This window comes from Nocardia higoensis (genome assembly GCF_015477835.1).
Classification (GTDB): Bacteria; Actinomycetota; Actinomycetes; order Mycobacteriales; family Mycobacteriaceae; genus Nocardia; species Nocardia higoensis_A.
The window spans coordinates 64,207-83,958 of the sequence record NZ_JADLQN010000001.1; the positions used below are offsets into that span (position 1 = coordinate 64,207).

Sequence of the window (19,752 nt, forward strand, 5' to 3'; positions counted from 1 at the left end):
TCGAGGGGGCAGCACAGGAATCGGTCGGGAACACCGGCGAGGTCCGGGGAGGACACACCGGATGAGAGATGAGGCTCGAGTGGACGAGAACACGCAGAAACTCCGGGAATACCTCCGGAAGGTCACCGCCGAACTGCAATCCTGCCGCGCCCAGCTACGCGAGGCCAGGGACACGATGCGCGAGCCGATAGCGGTGGTGGGTATCGGGTGCCGCTATCCGGGCGGCATCGAATCGCCGGAGGACCTCTGGCGCGTGGTGTCCAGCGGTGCGGACGTCATCTCGGAGCCGCCGCCGGACCGCGGCTGGTTCCCGGAACCCGCGGCCGCTGAGTTGTTGCGGCAGGCCGCGGGCGGATTCCTCTACAACGCCGGAGATTTCGACGCCGAGTTCTTCGGGATGACGCAGGCGGAGGCGCGCGCGACCGATCCGCAGCAGCGCGTGCTGCTGGAGACGGCCTGGGAGGCGATCGAACGGGCGGGCATCGATCCGCGGTCGCTGCGCGGAAGCCGTACCGGTGTCTATATCGGCGCGTTCTATCGCCTGTACGCTGCCACCGCGTCGGTCTTCGACGACCCGGATGATCACCTGGTCACCGGCGTCGCGGGCAGTGTCATGTCGGGCCGTGTCGGCTACGCGCTGGGACTGGAGGGCCCGGCTGTCACCGTGGACACCGCGTGTTCGGCCTCGCTGGTGGCCGTCCACCTGGCCTGCCAGTCGCTGCGGCTGGGCGAGAGCGAGCTCGCGCTGGCCGGCGGTGTCGCGGTGAATGCGACACCGCACATGTACACCGAGTTCGCCCGGTCGATAGGGCAGGCGCCGGACGGCCGGTGCCGCTCCTTCGCGGCGGGCGCCGAAGGCACCGGGTGGAGCGAGGGCGCCGGATTGCTGCTGCTGGAACGTGTTTCGCGCGCACGTGCGCACGGACACCCGATTCTCGCAGTGATCCGCGGCTCGGCGGTCAACCGTGTCGGGGCTTCCAACGGGCTGGCGGCGCCGAACGGGCAGACTCAGCAGCGGGTGATCCGGCAGGCGCTCGCGGATGCCGGTGTGGCGCCGGACGAGGTCGACGTCGTGGATGCGCACGGTTCGGGGACGCGGCTGGGCGATTCGATCGAGGCACACGCCCTGTTGGCCACCTACGGCCGCGACCGCCCGGCCGAGCGCCCGCTGCTGCTCGGCTCGGTCAAATCCAATATCGGTCACGCGCAGTCCTCGAGCGGTATCGCGAGCATCGTCAAGCTCATCGAGGCGATGCGGCACGGGATCGTGCCGAAGACACTGCACGTCGACGAGCCGTCGCCGGACATCGACTGGTCCAGTGGCGCACTGGAACTGGTGACCGAGAACATGCCGTGGCCGGCGCACGACCGTCCACGCCGGGCGGCGGTGTCGTCCTTCGGGATCTCGGGCACCAACGCCCACATCGTTCTGGAGTCCGCACCCGAGGCAGCGGTCGAATCAGCCGCGCTCGATTCGGACCGCGCGACACCGGGCCTCGTTCCCTGGCCGATCTCCGCAGCGAGCCCGAAGGCCCTGGCCGCGCAGGCCCGACGGCTGCTGGCGCATCTGCGGGCACACCCCGACTCGAATGTGCTCGACATCGGGTATTCGCTCGCGACCACCCGCGCGCATCTGCCGTGGCGGGCGGTGATTCTCGCCGTCGACCTGTCGCGATCGATCACCGATCTGGCCACGCTGTCCGAAGGCGGGGAAGCGGGACCGATGCGCGGTACTTCGGGCACGAAACAGGGCATGGCATCGTGGTTTCCGGAGCGGGCCGAGCCGGATGGGACCCTGCGTGCCTTTCCCCGCTACGCTCGGACCTTCGACAAGATCCGAGAACAGATCACACGACTGGCCGACGGTGTGGACGCGGAATGCCTGACCTTCGCCCACGAAGTGGCGGTGTCCGCGCTCTTCGACTCCTGGAACCTGCGTCCCGAGGTCGTGACGGGCCGGGGTGTCGGGGAGATCGCGGCAGCCTACGTCGCGGGGATTCTGTCCCTTCCCGATGCCTGCCGTCTGGTTGTGGCGCGCTCGGCGGACAGCCAGGAATTCGATGCTCTGGCGCACGCGGTGGATTTCGCTGAGCCGCACCTGCCGATGGTGGCGAGTGCCGCGGCGGACCCGGCCGAACTGCGCACGCCGGGCTACTGGACCCGGCAGCTCACGGGGCCGGAGCCGGTACACACCGCATCCGTCGCCGAGGCCATGCGAGTGGAGGGCGGGATCCACCCGATCGAGATGAGCGTCTCGGACATCCAGGCCGCTCTGGAGGGGGCGGCCCGGATGTACTGCGCGGGAGCGGACATCGATTGGCCCGCGGTTTTCGACGGATTCGGCGCGCGCCGGGTGGCGTTGCCGACGTATCCGTTCCAGCGCGCGAGCTACTGGTGGACGGCGCCGGTGGCGGCGCGCTGAGCAGTACCGAGGTCGGGGGAGATGAGCCGCAGTGTGTCCGGCGGCTGGTGTACAGCCGGAACCAGGTGCAGGCGGCTGAGCTCCTCCGGCGCGGGCGCCAGCTCGTCTCGGCACGCGCAGGGGTCGTCGGTGTAGCCGGCGAAGCGGTAGGTGACGTCCATGATCCGATTGCGTGCTGTCGCCCGGAAGTCGGCGATCAGATGGACCCCGCCGAGCGCGGCCTCGGTGGACAGCCAGTTGAGAATCGCCGAACCGGCGCCGAGGGAGACCACCCGGCACGAGGTAGCCAGCAGTTCCAGATGCCACACGGAGTCGAACTTCTCGAACAGCACGATACCGATCGCGCCGTACGGTCCGAACCGATCCGACATCGTCGCCACCAGCAGTTCGTGGCGCGGATCGTCGACGAGGGCGCGCAATGTGTCCTCCGGGTAGTAGACGCCGGTGGTGTTCATCTGTGTCGTGCGCACCGTGAGTTCTTCTACCCGGACGAGATCGGCGTCGGTGGCCCGGTCGATCCGCAGTTCCAACCCGAGGGTCTGCAGAAAGGCGTGGTCGGGACCCTCGAAGCCCTCTCGCTCGGCATCGCGTCGGAAGCTCGCCTGATACATCGCGCGGCGGCGCCGTGAATCGACGGTGACCGTGGCCGGGGTGAATTCCGTCAGGGTGCTCAGAGTGACGAGTTGTTCGGCGGCATAGCAGCGGACCTCGGGCAGATGGAATGCCACCTCGGCCCGCTCGGTGGGCTGGTCGTCGATGAACGCGATGGCCGAGGGCGCGAAGTTCAACTCCTTCGCGATCTGCTCGACCGCGCGCGATTTCGGACCCCATCCGATCCTCGGCAGCACGAAATACTCCGCGATGCCGAGTTCTTCGAGGCGCTGCCAGGCCAGGTCGTGATCGTTCTTGCTCGCGATCGAATGCAGAATGCCGCGCTGATCGAGGGTTTCGAGGATGTCACGCACGCTGTCGAACAGCTCATCGGCGCCGCCCTCGAGCAGCGTGCCCCGCCACAGCGTGTTGTCGAGATCCCAGACCAGGCATTTGATGGGGGAGGTTTCCGCGGTCATGAGGCCAGCCCTTCGGCGGTGTCGCTTCCAGATGTCGAAATCGCGTGTTCGGCGAGCATCAACTGACAGATTTCGTTACTGCCCTCGATGATCTCCATGAGTTTGGCGTCGCGGAAGGCACGCGCCACCACGCCGTGGTCGTCCGCACCCGCCGAGGCGAGCACCTGCATGGCGTTCGCCGCACCCGCCGCCGCGTGCCGCGCGCTGGTGTATTTGGCCAATACGGTAGCCGCGACAACCTCGGGAGAGTTCGCGTCCCAGCAGCGGCTGGCATGCTCGCAGGCACGCGTGGCGGCACGCTCGGACACGTAGAGTTCGGCGAGGTGCCGGGCCACGAGTTGATGGCGGTCGATCGTGACGCCGAACTGCTCGCGGCTACCGGCGTGCCCGGTCGCCGCGGACAGGCAGGCGCGCAGTATGCCGACGCACCCCCATGCGACCGAGAACCGCCCGTAGGCGAGGGCCGCTGTCACCAGAAATGACAGTGGGGCGCCACCGCCGCCGAGCACGTTCGCCGCGGGTACGCGCACGCCGTCGAGATCGATGTGCGCGTGCCCCGCCGCCCGGCAACCCACCGGGGACTCGACCGGACGCAGCCGGACTCCCGGGGTGTCGGTGGGTACCAGCACGGCTGCGCCGCCGTCACCGTATCGGCCGAAGACCACCAGCACATCGGAGGTCGTCGCGGCGGTTGTCCACCGCTTGCTGCCGTCGATCACCACAGTGTCGCCGTCCGGTCGGATCTCGGTCCGCATCGCCGTCAGATCGCTGCCCGCCGCCGGCTCGGACATGGCCACGGCGGCCAGCCGGCCGGAGACCAGCTCGGTCAGATGCTCGCGGCGCTGCTCGCGGTCGCCGAGTCGTCGGATGGACCAGGCGGCCATTCCCTGCGAGGTCATCACGCTGCGGGTCGAGCTGCACAGCGCGCCGGTGAAGGCGGTGAGTTCGCCGTTGTCGATACTTGTCGCGCCCAGGCCGCCGTACGCCGAATCAACCTGTGCGCACAGCACGCCCGCCTTACCCAGTCCGCGTAGAACCTCGACGGGTATGGCGCCTTCGGCATCCCAGGTACCGGGGTGATCGGCCACTGTCGCGCGCACCAGGGCGCGTTGTTCGGCCAGCCGATCAGGCATCGAGACTCTGCTCCTCGTCGGCGCGCAGGCGCAGAACCAGTTCCGACATCCGGCCCACCGAGCGGAAGTTCTCCAGTTTGAGGTCGAGGCCGACGATGGCGACATCGAAGCGGCCTTCCAGGAACACCACCAGTTCCATCGCCAGCATCGAGGAGGACAGACCGCTGTCGACGAGGTCCTGATCGACGGTGACGACGGTCTTGGTCTTCGCCTGCAGATAGTCGATCAGGGCCCGCTGCACATCGCCGGCGGTCGGTGAGGTGGAGGCGGTCGGTACATCGCTGGTCATGGTGCAATCCCGTCGTAGGTGTAGTAGCCGGCACCGGTCTTCTGGCCGAGTTCGCCCGCGCGCACCTTCTCCAGCAGCGCCTCGCAGGGGCGCAGACTGTCGTCGCCGAGCCGATCGGCCAGTACGTTGAGCGAATCGGCGAGGTTGTCCAGCCCGATCAGGTCGGCGGTGCGCAGGGGACCGGTCCGGTGGCCGAGGCAGCCCTGCATGAGCGCGTCGATGTCCGCCGCGGCGGCCACCCCCTCGCCCACCAGCCGCGCGGCGGTGTTGATCATCGGATGCAACAGCCGGCTGGTGACGAAGCCAGGTGAGTCGCGCACCACCACACTCCTTCGGCCGAGGCGGGCCAGCAGTGCGGTCACCGCGGTCATCGCGGCCTCGCCGGTGCGAGGCCCGCGGATCACCTCGAAGGTCTCGATCAGGTAGGGCGGATTCATGAAATGAATGCCGACGAGCTGTTCGGGCCGGGCCACGGCGGTCGCCAGCTCGTCGATGGGGATGCTGGAGGTGTTGGAGATGAGCAGGGTGTCCGCGGCGCAGACAGCCGAGACCTCCGCCAGCAGTTTGCGTTTCAGATCGGCGTCCTCGGTGATCGCCTCGACGGCCGCTGCCGAGGCGATCTGTCCTCCGGTGGACAGGGCGGTCGTCAGAGCGCCGAATTCCGCGTCGGCCGGCAGCGCGCCGAGCAGTTGCGCGTGCCGCAATTGCCTGTCGACCATCGTCACGGCACGCTTCAATGCGGCAGCGTCGATGTCGACCAGATGCACCGGGATGCCGTGCCCGACGGCCAGGGTGGTGATGCCGGATCCCATCACGCCCGCGCCGAATACCGTAATTCCCTCGGTCATCGAATCTCCATCTTTCGCTATCGCTTGCGCGCCAATGTGATGCCGTCCGCCATGACCAGCAATGCGATATCGACGCGGCTGTCGTCGGAAATCCGTTCGTTGAGCGCGCGGATCGCGGCGGACTCCGGGTCCGAAGCTTCCGGGTCGATGACGCGTCCGCGCAACAACGTATTGTCGATGACGATGAGGCCGCCGGGTCGCAGCAGGGTGAGTGCGGACTCGTAATAGTCCGGATAGCCGATCTTGTCGGCGTCGATGAAGATCAGATCGAACGAGTCCGGCCCGAATTCAGCGGCTAGCTCGCCCAGAGTTTTCGCCCCGTCGCCGATCCGCGCCTCGATCCGGTCGGCGACACCCGCGCGCTGCCAATACTGCTCGGCGATTCCGAGCCAGCGGGCGGAGTTGTCGCAGGTGATCAGCCGGCCACCGGGGCCGAGTGCCCTGGCCATGGCCAGGGCGCTGTAGCCGGTGAATGTGCCGAGGTCGATCACCCTCTCCGCGGCGCACAACTTGACGAAGAGCGCGAGGAGCTGTCCTTCCTCCGGCATCAGTTGCATTGCCGTCCCCAAGGGCAGCCCCGCTGTCGTCTCCCTGAGTTCGCGCAGCACCGGATCCTCGCGCAGGGAAACGTCGCGGACGTAAGTCAGCAACGCATCGGACACTTCTACCTGATCAGCCATGGATCCCCTTGGACGGGTGAGCATCAGTGACTCGCCGTCGCAGCAGCGCACGGACCAGCCGTGATTCGACGGTAGGTGGTGTCGGCGGCGGCCTTCAAATCTCCCGACGCCGGGAGACACGCGCGGCCGGCGGCCGATTCGAGGCTGTGCTGGAAGCCGTCGCCGGAAGTTTACGGAGCAGCGGAGGCGACGGTAGATTGCTCCTGTCGGGACGTGGATGTACGGCGAATTCCGAACGAGCTCGTCTCCGTCGCCGAACTCTCCTCTGTCGCCGAACTCGCCTTTGTCAATCGGATTCCGCAGTTGTTCGAGCTATTCGGCGATGACGATTCGTATCGGCTGGATGATGGTGCGGATGAGTAACGAGTCCCGATCAGGCGACTCGATTCAGGAGGTAATTGCATTGATCACCATCGGCGAAGTCGAAGCGCTCATCCGTCGACAGATGCGCGGCAAGCAATCCAAGGACATCGTCCTCGACGAGAACACCGAGCTCCGCGACATGGGGCTGTCCAGCCTGCAGATCGCGGAGGTGGTGTTCAGCCTGGAGGAGGAACACGAGGTCGAGTTCGATCCGGCGCGTTCGGCCGACGCGAAGACCTTGGGAGATCTGATCCGGGTGGGGAACGAGGCCATAGCGGGCCGCGGGGCCGTGACGGAGGGACAGGCCGGTGGATGGGCGTGACCATTACGGGTTCATCCTGGCCTCTTCGATACTTCCGCTCGTCGGCGTGGTCGTCGCGATCGTGCTGCTGTGGAACAAGTATGTGGGCCCGGCGGACCTGATCGCCCTGGCGATCATGTATTCGATCGCCATCCTCGGCATATCGGCCGGTTACCATCGGCTGCTGACTCATCGATCGTTCAAGACCTCGCGGCCGATGAAGATCTTCCTCGCGGTGGCGGGCACGATCGCCGGACAGGGCCCGGCGCTGATCTGGTGTTCGCATCACCGGCGCCACCACCGTGTGGCCGACAAACCCGGCGATCCACACAGCCCGTATCTGGACCATGTACCGGGCATTCGGGGTGTGCTGCAGGGGCTGTGGCACTCACACCTGGGCTGGTTGTTCGACAAGAACCTGACTTCGGACCCGATCCGATACTGCCCGGATCTGGCCCGAGACAAGGACATTCGGTTCATCTCTCTACATTTCGTGGAGATAGTCATCGCGGGGATCGTGGCGCCCGGCCTGATCGTGTTCGCCCTGACGCAATCCTGGCAGGGCTTTCTGACGGGCATGTTGTGGGGCGGTCTGGTCCGCATCTTCCTGGCCAATCACGTGACCTACGCGGTGAATTCGATCGGGCACTACTACGGTAGAAGGCGGTTCGACACTCCCGACGAGTCCCGCAACGTCGCCTGGCTGTCGATCCCGTCCTTCGGCGAGGCGTGGCACAACAACCACCACGCCTTTCCCAAGGCAGCCTCGCACGGAATGCGCTGGTGGGAAATCGATCTCACGGCGATCTTCATCCGTGTCCTCGAGATCACCGGGCTGGCCTGGGATGTCGTGCGCATTCCGGAGGAGCGGATCCGGGCCCGCGCCGCTGGGCTGGCCCGCACGGGCGGAGGCAGGCTCGCGCCGGCGTCGCCGGCGAAGCCGTTGGCCGAGCGGCCCAACCGCGACGGAGCCGCCGATGTCGAGTGAACGACGGTCCGGGCCGGGTCTGTGGGACCGCCTGACCGGCGAGGGCCGGTCGTTCCGGAACTCGCTGCACTGCTGGGTCGGCGACCGCTACCGGGAATCGAGCTGGGACGAGGTGATCCGCGACGCCGAGGCGACCACCGCTGGTCTGCGCAAGGCCGGCGTGCGCCCCGGCGCCCGGGTGGCGGCCGTGTTCACCAACAACCCGCACGTGGTGCGCGGGCTCCTCGGCGTGTGGTTCGCAGGCGGCTCGGTGGCCTCGTTGCCCGTGCCGGCCCGCGGCATGACCTTCGAGGAGTACGCCCAACAGCTGACGGTCATCGGAGACCAGCTGGAACCTGTGATCTTCTTGATCGAGGCCGATCTGCTCGCGCTGCTACCGGATTCGCTGACCGGGCGATTCCGATTCCGGACCTGGGAGTCGTTCGCCGACACCGGACGGGTGGCGGCGTCCCCGCCGGGTGATGACGAGCTGGCGTTCATCCAGTACTCGTCGGGCAGCACGAGTAGCCCGAAAGGGTGCGCGCTGACGCCGCGTGCCATCGCGGCACAGCTGGATATCATCGCCGATCTCATCGACGCGAGGCCACACCGCGATGTCTTCGTCTCCTGGTTGCCGTTGTCCCACGACATGGGCCTGTTCGGTGGATTGCTCTCGTCGTGGGCGAACGACTTCTCGCTGTATCTGTCGACACCCGAACGATTCACCTTCTCGCCGGGCACCTGGTTCTCGGACATGGCGCAGTTCGGCGGCCGGTCCAGCGCGGGCACCAACACCGCCCTGTACCTGGCGGCGCGGTCGGCCAAGCGTGGCAGGAACATGCCGGGCGGCGGCTTGAGTACCGTAGAGAGCTGCATCATCGGTGCCGAACGGGTGGAATGGGAGACCCTCCGCTTCGCCGCGGAGTCCCTGGCACCGTTCGGTCTGCGACCCGAGGGAATAGTGCCCGCCTACGGGCTCGCCGAGGCCACCCTCGCCGTCACCTCCATGCCCAAGGGCGAACAGCCGTGGCGGAGGGTGGTGGTGGATGCCACCGCCCTGGCCGATTCGGAACTGATCGAGGTCGAACCCGACCACCCGCTCGGCGCGGCCGTGGTCAGCGCGGGCACGCCCTGCCGGGATGTCGAGCTGATCGATGCGGGGACAGGGCGTCTGGAGGAGATCGTCGTGCGCTCGCCGAGTCTGGCCACCGGGTACTGGGCCGACGCGACGCGCACCGCGGAGACCTTTCGCGACGGCGCGCTGCACACCTCCGATCTGGGCTTCGTCAAGGACGGTCACCTGTACCCGGTCGGGCGTACCGACGACCTCATCTCGATCGCCGGCCGCAAGGTGTACGCGCGCGAGGTGGAGAGTGTCGTGGACGGCATCGACGGGGTGCGCAGGGGGTGCTCGACCCTGGTCGCGCACCGGTCCGGCTCGGCGCAGCGGCTGACGTTGTTCATCGAGGTGAGCGGCAAGGACACCGACTACCGCGATGTGGCCGCAGCCGCCGCCTCGGCCGCGATGTCCAAAGCCGCTGTGTCGCTGGACGAATGCGTCTTCCTCGGCCGCGACAGTCTGCCCAAGACCCCGACCGGCAAGATCCAGCGCCATCGGTGCCGAAACATGTTCGACGCAGGACGTTTCGACCCCTTGGCCGTGGTCGATCTGACAAGGATGTGACGCTATGACGCGCACCGCATTGCTCACGGGCGTCTCCGGAGTGGTCGGCCGGGCGGTCGCCGCGGAACTGCGCGGCTTCCACGTCGTCGGGCTCGCGCATTCCGACACCGATGTACCCGAAGCCGACGAGGTGTTGTGGGCCGATCTCCGGCAGCCGCTGCTCGGGCTGCCGCAGGCACAGTGGCACGAACTGGTCGAACGCGTCGACGTCGTGGTCCACTCCGGCGCGCTGACGAACTGGGGGCAGGCCAGGGAGATCTACCAGGGCATCAATATCGACGGGACGGCACGGATCATCGAGTTCGCGCGGGCCGCCGACGCGCCGATCCACCTGATCAGCTCGTGCTTCGTCCACGCACTCGAGCGAGGCCGGATCGACGATCTGCGGCCCGGCAACGTCGTGACCCCCTACATCTGGTCCAAGCTGGAATCGGAGCGGCTCGTCGCACGCAGTGGCCTGCCCTATTCGATTCATCGGCCCACCAACGTCATCGGGGATTCGGTGACCGGCGCCAGCAGCCGGCCGCAGATCGTCCAGCAGGTATCGGAGTGGTTCTGCCGAGGCAAGGCGCCCTACTTTCCGCTGCACCCGGGCAATCTGATGGATTTCGTGCCGCTGGACGTCACGGCGCACGCCATCGCGCGAGCGGTCGAGGCGGACGCACTGGGCAGAGTGCTGTGGCAGACCTACGGCGGCGAAGCCATGACGGCCGACGAAGCGCAGGAGATCATGGTCGAACACGCGGCCTCGCGAGGCCGATCGATCACGCCGGTGCCGGTGGTGGATCCGACGCTGCCGCTGCCTGTCCCGCTGGAGCGGATCGCGCCGATGTCGCGGACGTTCCTCCAAGTGCTCATCGATACGAGCGAGGTGACCAACGCCTGCGGCGGCGTGCTGCCGAGCTCGTTGCCCGAACTGCGTGCGGAGTTCGACGTGCCGGTCGTCAGCGACCGGGACGCGTACCGGCGCACCCTCGAGTACTGGGCTCGCCCGGTACTCGGCTCCGATCGGAAGGAATCAGCGTGACCGATGTCGAAAATGGCTGGCAGCCACCAGTGTTGAGTTCGAAGGTCGCGGTCGTGACCGGCGCGAGCCGAGGCGTCGGCCGCGGCATAGCTCTCGCGCTCGGCGAAGCGGGCGCGAAAGTGTATGTGACCGGGCGCAGCGTGCGCGGTGAGCCGACGACCGAGGGCCTGCCCGGCACCATCGACGACACCGCCGACGAAGTGACCGCTCGCGGTGGGCTCGGGGTGGCGGTGCGCTGCGATCACACCGACGACGCCGACACCGAGAGGCTGTTCGCGCAGATCGCCGAAACCGACGGCAGGGTCGACATTTTGGTGAACAACGCGTGGTCGGGCTATGAGCGGTGGCCCGAGGCGAAGTTCGACGCGCCGTTCTGGAAGCAACCCGCCTGGCGCTGGGAACTGTTCGCGGGTTCGCTGCGCGGTCAGTTCGTCGCCTCCAGACTCGCCGCGCCGCTGATGATCGCGGGCGGGAGCGGGCTTATCGTCAACGTGTCGTTCACCGACGGTGAGGTCTACCTCGGCCAGACCGCATACGACGTGTGCAAGACGGCGTCGGATCGGATGGTCGTCGGTATGGGATACGAGCTGCGCAAACACGGGGTGGGCGCTGTCGCGGTGCATCCGGGGTTCGTGCGAACCGAGCGGGTCGAGGCGGCGTGGGATCTGCTGGGGGAGGGGCCGGCCCAGGTCGTGCATTCGCCCGAATATGTCGGACGCGCGATCGCTCACCTGGCCGCGGACCCCGATGTCATCGAGTACTCGGGCAAGCGGCTCGCGGTCGGCGATCTCGCTGTCCAGTACGGCTTCGCCGATACCGACGGCCGGCAGCCCCCGCCGTTCCGCCTGGAGGGGCGGATCACCCTGGCGGCCCGGATGGAGCGGTTGAACCGCGTCGTCGCCGCCGGTCGTGAGGCGGCCGCGAAATGACGGCGGAGACGGATTACCTGGGCGCGTCGGCGAACGCCATTCGGAGCCACTACGACATCGGCAACGAATTCTACGCGCTGTGGCTGGATTCCTCGCTGACCTACTCGTGCGGACTGTGGCTGGACCCGCACGGCAGCGCGGCCGAGGACACCCTGGAGGCGGCTCAGGACCGCAAACACGACCTGCTGATCCGGGAATCCCACGCCGTCGGAGCCCGGCGGGTGCTCGATGTCGGCAGCGGCTGGGGAGCGCTGCTGCGACGGCTGGTGCAGACCCACGAGGTCGAACAGGTCGTCGGCCTGACCCTGAGCCAGGCCCAGGCGGATTCGGTCGCGGGCTGGGCGGACGAGCGCTACGACGTGCGGGTGGAGAACTGGGCCGATCATCAGCCCGGCGAGCAGTACGACGCCGTCATCTCGATCGGCGCCTTCGAGCATTTCGCCGACATGGGCCTGCGGCGCCCGCAACGAGTGGCGGCCTACCGCGACTTCTTCCTGCGCTGCCGTGACTGGTTGCCGCCGGGCGGACGCCTCGCCCTGCAGACCATGATCAAGGGGAACAACACCCGGATGGATCGGCAGACCGTCCGAGACCTGTTGTTCATGATCGACACGATCTTCCCGGAATCCGAACTGCCGTGGCTGTCGGAGATCTTCGAGGCCGCCGAACGGCTGATGGATGTGGTCTGGGTGCGCAACGACGCCGACCATTACGCGCGCACCTGCCGGGAATGGAACCGCCGCATGCTCGCCAACCGCGCCCTCGCCGAACGGATGGTCGGCGAGGAAGTGGTCGACAACTACGAGAGATACCTGAACGCGGCCGCCGATGCCTTCCAGAAGAGGCATTTCGGGCTCGGCCGCTTGATTTTCGAGCGTGTGTGAGGAGCAGCGATGGTGGGTACGCAGTCGATCGGGGCCGCGGCGGGCAGCACGCGGGGTGACGAGCCGATACATGAGATCTACTGGCGGGAGACCGAACCGGTCGTGCCCGGACCGCCGCTGAGCGGAGACGTCGACTGCGATCTGGTGATCGTCGGCGGCGGATACACCGCGATGTGGACGGCCTTCTTCCTCAAGCAGGCTGATCCGTCGATGGATATCCACATCCTCGAGGCCGAGTACGCCGGCGCGGGCGCCTCCGGGCACAACGACGGCTTCGTCACTCCGACGATCGGGCACAGTCTCGGCGCGCTGGTGCACCGCTTCGGCGCGCAGCGAGCCAAGCTCGCCTACGCGGTGGTCGGCAAGTCGATGCTCGAACTCGAGCGGTTCTGCCGCAAGTACTCCGTGGACGCGGAGTACGAGCGCAACGGTTACTACCAGGTGGCCACCAATGACGCCCAACGCAAGTTGCTCGAGCGCGATATCGAACTGAGCGGGGAGTTCGGCGGGCAGTCGTCGATAGAACTGCTCGACACGGCCGCGGCGCGCGAGCGTATCGGTTCGCCCGCGATCACGGCCGCGTTCAAGGTCGGCGGAGCGCTGATCAACCCACACAAGCTTTCGCGTGGGCTGTATCGAGTGGTGACCGAGATGGGCGTCCACATCCACGAGTCGACCAGGGTGACCAGCGTGACGCGCACCGCCCGCGGACATGTCGCCTCCACCCCGCGAGGGCGGGTGACCGCGCCCAACGTGCTGTACGCCACCAACGCCTACCAGTTCCAGTTCCCCCAGTTCAAACGCAAGGTCGCGCCGGTATGGAGCTATGCCGCGGTGACCGAGCCCCTGACCGACCGGCAGTTGGAGCAGGTGCACTGGCCCGAGCGCGAAGGATTCGTCGAGGCGGGCAACTTCATCGTGTTCGGTCGGCTGACCGCGGGCAACCGGCTGCTGTTCGGCGGCGGCAAGGTCGACTACCACTTCGGCCGGGACATGGACGAGAGCAAGTACATGGACAACCCGACAGCGACCGCGGCGCTGCGCGGGGTGCTCACACGATACTTTCCGCAGTGGCGGGATGTGCGGTTCAGTCACACCTACGGCGGCGCGGTGGCCATGACCCGCGAGATCGTTCCGCACGTCGGCACGCTGGGCGACGGGGTCTTCTACGGCCACGGGTATTGCGGGAACGGCATCGCGGTCACGCATTCGACCGGCAAGGTGTTGCGCGATCTCATTCTTCGCCGTGACACCACCTACACCAACCTGCTGTTCGTGAACGGCAAGGAGAAGCCGTATCCGCCGGAGCCGTTCTGCTATCTCGGTTCGAAGGGCCTGACGGCGCTGCTCGCCGCCCAGGATCGCTACCCACGCCTCGTGCCCGCACAACTGGTCTGAGAGATCGAGGATCGACATGTCCGATCACGCCGTGCCGGCGTCGCTGTTGTCCCGGCGTCTGGCGGGCGTGCCCGCCGGCGAACGCTACGCCGTCGTGCTGGAGGTCGTCCGTGGGGAGACCGCGGACCTGATCGGCAAGGGGATCGAAGCCGTCGATCCGGAACGGGCGTATCAGGACTACGGATACAACTCGCTCGCGGCGGTCGAGCTCACCAGGATGCTCTCGGAGGCGAGCGGTTTCGAGCTGCCGCTGACTCTCCTGTTCGACTATCCGACCCCCGCGGCGGTGGCCGGGCACCTGCTCGCGAGGTTCGATCCGTCGAGTGTGGCCGACGCCGCGGACGCGCCGCCGCGAGCGCGGGCCGAGCACGACGATCCGATCGTGGTAGTCGGGATGGCCTGCCGGTATCCGGGCGGCGCGCATTCGGCCGAGCAGCTGTGGCAGGTGGTGCACGCGGGCGTGGACGCGGTCACGGAGTTCCCGGCGGACCGCGGCTGGGATGTCGAGGCGACCTACCACCCGGATCCGGACCATCCCGGCACCTCGTACGCGCGCTCGGGCGGGTTCCTCTCGGGCGCGGCGGAATTCGATGCCGGGTTCTTCGGCATCGGTCCGCGCGAAGCCCTCGCCATGGACCCGCAGCAGCGGCAGTTGCTGGAAGGTGTGTGGGAGGCGTTCGAGGACGCGGGCATCGACCCGGTGTCGCTGCGCGGCAGCGACACCGGCGTCTTCGTAGGCGCGTGTGACTCCGACTACCGTCACCTCGCACGGTCCAGCCGAGACGAGCTGGAGGGCTATTGGGCCGTCGGTTCGGCGGGCAGTGTGCTCTCGGGGCGGGTGGCGTACACCTTCGGTCTCGTCGGTCCGGCGGTCACGGTGGATACGGCGTGCTCGTCGTCGCTGGTGGCGACTCATCTGGCGATGCAGTCGCTGCGGCGCGGGGAATCCTCGCTCGCCCTGGCGGCCGGCGTCACGGTGTACGCGACGCCCGCGCTGTTCGTCGAGTTCTCGCGGCAGCGGGCCATGTCGCCGGACGGCCGGTGCAGATCGTTCGCCGAGGATGCCGACGGTGCGGGGTGGTCCGAAGGCGTCGGAGTGCTCGTGCTGGAACGGTTGTCGGACGCCCGGCGCAACCACCATCGCGTCCTCGCCGTGTTGCGTGGTTCGGCGGTGAATCAGGACGGCGCGTCGAACGGCTTGACAGCGCCGAACGGGCCGTCCCAGGAGCGGGTGATCCGGGCGGCACTGGCGGATGCGGGTCTGTCGGGGAACGACGTGGACGCGGTGGAAGCGCACGGCACCGGGACCACCTTGGGTGATCCGATCGAGGCGCAGGCGTTGATGGCGACCTACGGCCGCGGCCGCGACGCAACGCCGTTGTGGCTGGGGTCGATCAAGTCGAACATCGGTCACAGTCAGGCGGCCGCCGGGGCCGCGGGCCTGATCAAGATGATCATGTCGATCCGACACGCGATCCTGCCCAGGACGCTGCACGCGGAAGCCCCCACGTCCACAGTGGCCTGGGCGGAGTCCGGAGTGCGGCTGCTCACCGAGGCGAGGGCCTGGCCCGACCACGGCAGGCCCCGCCGAGCCGGGGTGTCGGCTTTCGGCATCGGCGGCACCAATGCGCATGTCATCGTCGAGCAGGCACCCATGGACGACGATGCCGCAGAATCGGTGCCGGATCCGGCCGCGCCGTCGCTGTTCGTGTCCGGGCCGGTGGTGTGGGTGCTGTCGGCGAAGTCGCGCCCGGCGCTGGCCGGGCAGGCGCGGCGGCTGCGCGCATGGATACTCGCCGATCCCGAGCTGGATCCGGTGGATATCGCGTACTCCCTAATCGCTACACGGGCGCGGTGGGAACATCGGGCCGTCGTCGTCGGTCGAACTCGTGAGTCGCTGCTCGCCGGACTCGACGCCGTCATCGACGGAAGTCACGAGGACAGGGCCGATCTGCCGATCGCCTCCGGCCGCGCCGGACGCATCGAACGCGTCGCCTACGCGTTCCCCGGTCAGGGGGCGCAGTGGCCGGGTATGGCGGTGGAATTGCTGGATTCCTCGCCTGTCTTCGCGGCGCGGATGGCCGAGTGTGAGCAGGCCTTGGCGCCACACCTGGACTGGTCGCTGACCGACGTGCTGCGCGACATCGAGGGTGCGCCGTCGCTGGATCGGGTGGATGTGGTTCAGCCGGTGTTGTTTTCGGTGATGGTGTCGTTGGCGGCGTTGTGGGAGGCGTTGGGTGTGCGTCCGGATGGGGTGGTGGGGCATTCGCAGGGTGAGGTTGCGGCGGCGTGTGTGGCGGGGCGGATTTCGTTGGCCGATGGTGCTCGTGTGGTGGCGGTGCGTAGTCGTTTGGTGCGGGATCTGGTTGTCGCGGTGGGGGGTGGTGGGCGGATGATGTCGGTGGCCGAGCCGGTGGAGCGGGTGCGGGAGCGCCTGCGGCGGTGGCCGGGGCGGGTCTGGGTCGCGGCGGTGAACGGGCCGGCCATGGTCACCCTGTCCGGTGCCGGGCAGACGCTGGGCGAGGTGTACGACAGCTGTGTGGCCGACGGGGTGTGGGTGCGCTGGGTGCCGGTCGACTACGCCTCGCATTCCCCGGAGGTCGACGCGGTGCGCGAACCACTGCTCGCGGCGCTCGGCGAACTGCGCATCGAGGACGGACCGGTGCGTTTCCACTCCACCGTGCCGGGCGCGCCCACCGAATCGACGAGCGACTACTGGTTCCGGAACATGCGGGAGCCGGTGCTGTTCGATCCCGCGGTACGCGCCATGCTCGCCGAGGGGTACCGGGCCTTCGTGGAGGTGAGTCCACACACGGCGCTGACGGTCCCGCTGGAACAGTCCGTCGTGGCGACCGGTGTGGACCCCCGGGAGGTGTGCGTGGTGGGTTCGCTGCGCCACGACGACGGAAGTCCGGAGCGTTTTCTGCTGTCGGTGGCCGAGGCGTTCGTCGCGGGTGTGGACGTGGACTGGCGGGCGCTGTTCGCCGGCCGTGACGCGCGGCCTGTCGCGCTGCCTTCCTATGCTTTCGAACACGAGCGCTTCTGGGCTGTCGCCGAACGGCACGTCCGGTCGGCCGGGCTGTCCTCGGCGGAGCACCCCCTGCTCTCCGGCGTGGTCCACATGGCCGACGGATCCGGCTGGCTGTTCACCGGTAGCTGGTCGGTCGAGCGGCATCCGTGGTTGCTCGACCACCTCGTCTTCGGCCGGGTGGTGGTATCGGGCACCACGCTGGTGGAGGCGGTCGCCGCGGCAGGGGCACGCGCGGGCTGTCCCGTCGTCGCCGAACTCGTGCTGGAATCGCCGCTGATCGTGCCGGACGGCGCGGAGGCGGCGATCCAGGTGCGGGTCGGTGAGCCCGACGACGAGGGCAGATCTCGTTGCACCGTGTACTCCGACACCGCCGTCGACGCGGGCGGTGCCTGGGTATGCCACGCCTCGGGCGCTCTGGTCACCGAGAGCGACACAGCGGCACCGTATCCGGTGATTTCCCCGCCGGCGGATGCCCACGAGGTGGAGGTCGCCAACGCCTATGCGGCGCTGGAGGAGCGCGGCTTCGGCTACGGCCCGGCCTTCCGGGGGATGCGCGCGGTCCAGCGGCGCGGCGAGGAGATCTACGCCGAGGTCAGGATCCCGGAGTCCGGTTCGGGCTTCCTGCTCCATCCCGGCGTACTCGACGCAGCCTTCCACGCGGCACTGCTCGGCGACGGGGCATCCGCACCCGACGGTGTCGTCCTCCCGTTCGTGTGGTCGGGAGTCCGGTTCCTGCGGCGTCCCGGCTCCGGCGCGCTGCGGGTGCGCCTGACCCCGACGGGGCCGGACGCGGTGGGCATAGTGGCGATCGACGAGGCCGGAGACGTTGTCGTCTCGGTGGACTCGGTGGTCTCCCGGCCCGTCTCCTCGGACCACCTGGGTCCGTCCCGCTCCCGGACCGATGCGCTGTTCACACTGGGCTGGCCGGAGATCGCCCCGTCGCCGATGGGCACGCCGAGACGCCTAGCGCTCCTGGGGCCGGAGATCGAAGCGGATCCGCGAGCCCGGGATGTTCGGCGTTTCCAGGACGTGCCGGATCTGCTCGCCGCGCTCGACGGTGGGGAGGTGGCCCCCGATGTGGCCCTGGTGCGGATCACGGCACCGGAGGACACGGATGTTCCCGAGGCCGCGCACGCCACGACTCGACGGGCACTGGAACTGGTACAGCGGTGGTTGTCGGCGCCGGGACCGGCCACGACCCGGCTCGTGGTGGTGACCGAACACGCGGTGGCGGTGGATGCCGATGCCACCGTCGCGCTGCCGGTTGCCCCGGTCTGGGGACTGCTGCGCAGCGCACAGACCGAGCACCCCGACCGGATCGTGATCGCCGACCTGGACACCGAGCCCCGGGCCGACCCCCGCCGCTGGTGGCATGAGCTGGATCTCGCGATCGGCGCGGGCGAGCCGCAGATCGCGGTGCGCGCCGGGCGACTGCGTGTCCCCCGGCTCGAGCCGGTCCCGAGCACCGGCCGCTCGGCCGGACTCGATCTCCGGGCGGACTGCTTCGATTCCGAGTCGACCGTGCTCGTCACCGGCGGCACGAGCGGTCTCGGCGCGTTGACCGCCCGCCACCTGGTGACCGAGCACGGTGTCCGGCACCTGGTCCTGGCGAGCCGGAGCGGTCCGGCGGCGGAGGGCATCGACGAATTGGTGCGGGAGCTGGCGGAATCCGGTGCCGAAGTTCGTGTCATCGCGTGCGATGTCAGCGACCCGGCCGCGGTCGCCACCCTGATCGCGGGCATCGGGCCCGAACATCCGTTGCGTGTGGTCGTGCACAGCGCCGGCGTGCTCGCCGACGGAGTGATCGAGGCCATGCTGCCGGAGCAGCTGGACCGGGTGCTGGCGGCGAAGGTGGACGCGGCATGGAATCTGCACCGGGCCACCCGCCATCTCGAGCTGTCCGGATTCGTCCTGTTCTCGTCGGCTTCGGGCGTTCTCGGTGGCGCGGGCCAGGCGAACTACGCTGCCGCGAACGTCTTCCTGGATGCTCTCGCGCAGTTCCGTCGCGCCGCCGGACTGCCGGGCACCTCCCTGGCCTGGGGGTATTGGGCCCCCACCACCTCACTCACCCGGGAACTGCGGGAACTGGACGTCGCCCGGCTGGGAGAGTCCGGGGTGGTCGCGATGTCGGCAGAGGAGGGCCTGGCACTGTTCGATGCCGCGCTCGCCGGCCGGGATCCGGTGGTGTTCCCGGTTCGCCTCGACAGGGCGGCACTGCGCAGCCAGGCGCGGGCGGGACGCCTCGACCCGGTCCTGGACGGTCTCGTCACCTCCGGCCGGGATGCCGCGACCGCAGACCCCGCGGCGGAACTACGGGAGACACTGGCCGCACTCGGGGCGCAGGAGCGCGAGCATCACCTGCTGCAGGTGGTCCGGGAAGCGGTCGCGACCGTGCTGCATCACCGTACTCCGCAGGCCGTGGCCCCCGAGCGGGCCTTCAAAGAACTCGGCTTCGATTCGCTGGCCGCAGTACAACTTCGGAACCGTCTGAGCCGCACCACCGGCCTGACCCTGGCGCCCACCATCGTCTTCGACCATCCCACGCCCCATGCGATCACCGCCTGCCTGCTCGACCGCTTGTTCCCCGCGCGGGCCGAGTCCGGGCCCGTCGCCGCACCCGTGATGTCCGCCGAGCACGCCGAGGAACTGGCGGGTATCGACGGCATGGATGCCGAAGCCCTTGTCCAGCTCGCCCTGCGCGGGGATCGGCAGTAGGAGGACCGGCC

The 19,752-nt window shown here is 68.5% G+C and carries 14 protein-coding genes; 9 read left to right on the forward strand and 5 right to left on the reverse strand.

Annotated features, from left to right (window positions below):
• Nucleotides 1-79 precede the first annotated feature (79 nt).
• Nucleotides 80-2,422, forward strand: coding sequence for a type I polyketide synthase (locus IU449_RS00255; RefSeq protein ID WP_194999963.1), 2,343 nt, complete (start codon nt 80-82; stop codon nt 2,420-2,422).
• Here the strand turns inward: IU449_RS00255 and IU449_RS00260 are convergent.
• Genes IU449_RS00260 through IU449_RS00280 form a run of 5 tightly spaced genes read right to left on the reverse strand, consistent with a single transcriptional unit; the run spans nt 2,389 to nt 6,466 of the window.
• Nucleotides 2,389-3,492, reverse strand: coding sequence for an HAD-IIIC family phosphatase (locus IU449_RS00260; protein WP_194999964.1), 1,104 nt, complete (start codon nt 3,490-3,492; stop codon nt 2,389-2,391). The genes IU449_RS00255 and IU449_RS00260 overlap by 34 nt on opposite strands.
• The gene (locus tag IU449_RS00265) at nt 3,489-4,625 is read right to left on the reverse strand and encodes an acyl-CoA dehydrogenase family protein (protein WP_194999965.1); all 1,137 of its coding nucleotides are present in this window, start codon (nt 4,623-4,625) and stop codon (nt 3,489-3,491) included. The genes IU449_RS00260 and IU449_RS00265 overlap by 4 nt, the downstream gene beginning before the upstream one ends.
• Nucleotides 4,618-4,914, reverse strand: a complete 297-nt coding sequence (locus IU449_RS00270) for an acyl carrier protein (RefSeq protein WP_194999966.1) — start codon at nt 4,912-4,914, stop codon at nt 4,618-4,620. Before IU449_RS00270 ends, IU449_RS00265 begins: the two co-directional genes overlap by 8 nt.
• Nucleotides 4,911-5,762, reverse strand: coding sequence for a 3-hydroxyacyl-CoA dehydrogenase family protein (locus IU449_RS00275; RefSeq protein WP_194999967.1), 852 nt, complete (start codon nt 5,760-5,762; stop codon nt 4,911-4,913). The genes IU449_RS00270 and IU449_RS00275 overlap by 4 nt, the downstream gene beginning before the upstream one ends.
• A 17-nt stretch (nt 5,763-5,779) precedes the next feature.
• Nucleotides 5,780-6,466: an O-methyltransferase gene (locus IU449_RS00280; RefSeq protein WP_228803588.1), complete on the reverse strand. Its 687-nt coding sequence runs from the start codon at nt 6,464-6,466 to the stop codon at nt 5,780-5,782.
• Between the two features lie 193 nt (nt 6,467-6,659).
• On the opposite strand from IU449_RS00280, the gene IU449_RS28760 reads away from it, so the two are divergent.
• The 8 genes from IU449_RS28760 to IU449_RS00320 are packed head-to-tail and all read left to right on the forward strand — an operon-like array spanning nt 6,660 to nt 19,741.
• Nucleotides 6,660-7,127 carry an acyl carrier protein gene (locus IU449_RS28760; protein WP_228803590.1) on the forward strand — a complete coding sequence of 156 codons (468 nt, stop codon included), beginning with the start codon at nt 6,660-6,662 and terminating at the stop codon, nt 7,125-7,127.
• Complete coding sequence (locus tag IU449_RS00290) at nt 7,114-8,094, forward strand: acyl-CoA desaturase (protein ID WP_194999968.1); 981 nt, start codon at nt 7,114-7,116, stop codon at nt 8,092-8,094. Before IU449_RS28760 ends, IU449_RS00290 begins: the two co-directional genes overlap by 14 nt.
• Nucleotides 8,084-9,757, forward strand: a complete 1,674-nt coding sequence (locus tag IU449_RS00295) for an AMP-binding protein (RefSeq protein WP_194999969.1) — start codon at nt 8,084-8,086, stop codon at nt 9,755-9,757. Before IU449_RS00290 ends, IU449_RS00295 begins: the two co-directional genes overlap by 11 nt.
• 4 nt (nt 9,758-9,761) lie before the next feature.
• Nucleotides 9,762-10,784, forward strand: a complete 1,023-nt coding sequence (locus IU449_RS00300; RefSeq protein WP_194999970.1) for an SDR family oxidoreductase — start codon at nt 9,762-9,764, stop codon at nt 10,782-10,784.
• Nucleotides 10,781-11,713 (forward strand): SDR family NAD(P)-dependent oxidoreductase, encoded by a 933-nt coding sequence (locus IU449_RS00305; protein ID WP_194999971.1) that lies wholly within the window; start codon nt 10,781-10,783, stop codon nt 11,711-11,713. Before IU449_RS00300 ends, IU449_RS00305 begins: the two co-directional genes overlap by 4 nt.
• Nucleotides 11,710-12,597 (forward strand): class I SAM-dependent methyltransferase, encoded by an 888-nt coding sequence (locus IU449_RS00310; protein WP_194999972.1) that lies wholly within the window; start codon nt 11,710-11,712, stop codon nt 12,595-12,597. The genes IU449_RS00305 and IU449_RS00310 overlap by 4 nt, the downstream gene beginning before the upstream one ends.
• A 9-nt stretch (nt 12,598-12,606) precedes the next feature.
• Complete coding sequence (locus tag IU449_RS00315; protein WP_194999973.1) at nt 12,607-13,995, forward strand: NAD(P)/FAD-dependent oxidoreductase; 1,389 nt, start codon at nt 12,607-12,609, stop codon at nt 13,993-13,995.
• A gap of 16 nt (nt 13,996-14,011) precedes the next feature.
• Nucleotides 14,012-19,741 (forward strand): type I polyketide synthase, encoded by a 5,730-nt coding sequence (locus IU449_RS00320; protein WP_194999974.1) that lies wholly within the window; start codon nt 14,012-14,014, stop codon nt 19,739-19,741.
• Nucleotides 19,742-19,752 lie beyond the last annotated feature (11 nt).